This is a genomic window from Mycobacterium sp. 852002-10029_SCH5224772 (genome assembly GCF_001667315.1).
GTDB lineage: Bacteria > Actinomycetota > Actinomycetes > Mycobacteriales > Mycobacteriaceae > Mycobacterium.
This window is the reverse complement of the sequence record NZ_LZHT01000117.1, coordinates 1-1,651: the sequence shown is the minus strand read 5'-3', so window position 1 is coordinate 1,651 and position 1,651 is coordinate 1. Positions and strand designations below refer to the sequence as shown.

The 1,651-nt window shown below is 73.8% G+C and carries 1 protein-coding gene; it reads right to left on the bottom strand.

Annotated elements, in window-relative coordinates; all coding sequences use genetic code 11:
* Positions 1 to 1,651: amino acid adenylation domain-containing protein (locus A5775_RS21060; RefSeq protein ID WP_156660792.1), on the bottom strand; the 1,651-nt coding region annotated here is incomplete at both ends.

Sequence of the window (1,651 nt, the reverse complement as noted above, 5' to 3'; positions counted from 1 at the left end):
CCCCCCACCGCACCAGGTCGCCGGTGCGATACATGCGCGCTCCCGGCTCGCCGAACGGGCAGGCCACGAACCGCGACCCGGTCAGCCCGGCCCGGCGCCAGTAGCCGCAGGCCACGCCGGCGCCGGCCACGTACAGCTCCCCGACGACGCCGTGCGGCACCGGCCGCAGGGAGTCGTCCAGGACGAACAACGCGGCCCCGGGCACCGGGGATCCGATGGGCGCCACAGGCGATCCGGCCTGTAGCGGGGCGCTGACCGCCGCGTAGACCGTCGCCTCGGTGGGGCCGTAGGCGTTGATCATCGCCCGCCCGGGCGCCCACCGGTCGACCAGCTCCGCCGGGCAGGCCTCACCGGCGACCACCAGGGTCGCCGACCCGAGTCCCTCGGGGGAGAGCACGTCGGCCGCCGACGGGGTCTGACTGATCACGCTGACGTGTTCGGCGTCCAGCAACGCGTGGAAGTCGTGCGGGGATCGCACCACCGAGTCGGGGATGACCACGAGCCGCCCGCCGTGCAGCAGCGCGCCGAAGATCTCCCAGACCGAGACGTCGAAGGCCAGCGAGTGCCACTGCGACCACACGCCCTCGCGCGGCAGCCCGGAGTCCCCCGACGCCAGCAGTTGGGCGACGTTACGGTGGCTCACCGCAACGCCTTTGGGCACGCCGGTGGTGCCCGACGTGTAGATCAGGTAGGCGATATCGTCCGCGCCCGGCGCCGGCAACGGGGTGCAGGGCTCGGTGTCGACGGCGGGGTCGTTCACGTCGAGGACGACGACGTGATGCCCGCGCAGCCGGGTGGCGAGCTCGCCGGTGCTGATCGCGGCCATCGGCGCGGCGTCGGAGAGCATGAACCCGATCCGCTCGGCCGGCAGCCCGGGGTCGATGGGCAGGTAGGCGGCGCCGGCCTTGAGGACCGCCAGGATCGCCACGATCGCGTCGGCCGAACGGCCGAACAGCAGCGCCACCCGCTCGCCGGGGCCCACGCCGAAGCCGGCCAGCCGGTGCGCCAGGCGGTTGGCGGCCTCGTCGAGCTCGCGGTGGGTCCACGAGCGGTCTTCGAAGCTGAGCGCCACCGCGTCCGGGGCGCGGGCCACCTGCTCGGCGAACAGCGTCGGAACCGAGGCGTCCACGGCGGCGGCTGCGGTCAGCGCCGCGCGGTTGCCGAGGACGTCGAGGCGGGCGTGCTCACCGGCGTCGAGCAGATCCACCGACGACACCCGGCGGGTCGGATCGGCGGTCATCGCCGTCAGGACGCGCTCCAGCCGCCCGATCAGCGCCCGGATGCTGTCCGCGTCGAACACGTCGGTGCGGAACTCGACCCGCCCACCGATCCCGGCGGGCTCGTCGCCCTCGGTCCAGCGTTCGGCCAGCGAGAACACCAGGTCCATGCGGGCCACCTGGGTGTCCAGGGGGATCGACGTGACGCGCACGTCGCCCAGTGCCAGCCCGGCCCCGGGGTCGTCGTCCTGGCCGGCGAAGTTCTGCCAGGCCAGCATCACCTGGACGAGCGGGTGATGCGTGAGGCTTCGGGTCGGGTTGACCCGCTCCACCAGCACCTCGAAGGGCACGTCCTGGTGCTCGAAGGCTTCCAGGCTGCGGGCGCGCACCCGCGCGAGGAGGTCGGTGAAGCTGGGATCGCCGGCCAGGTCTCC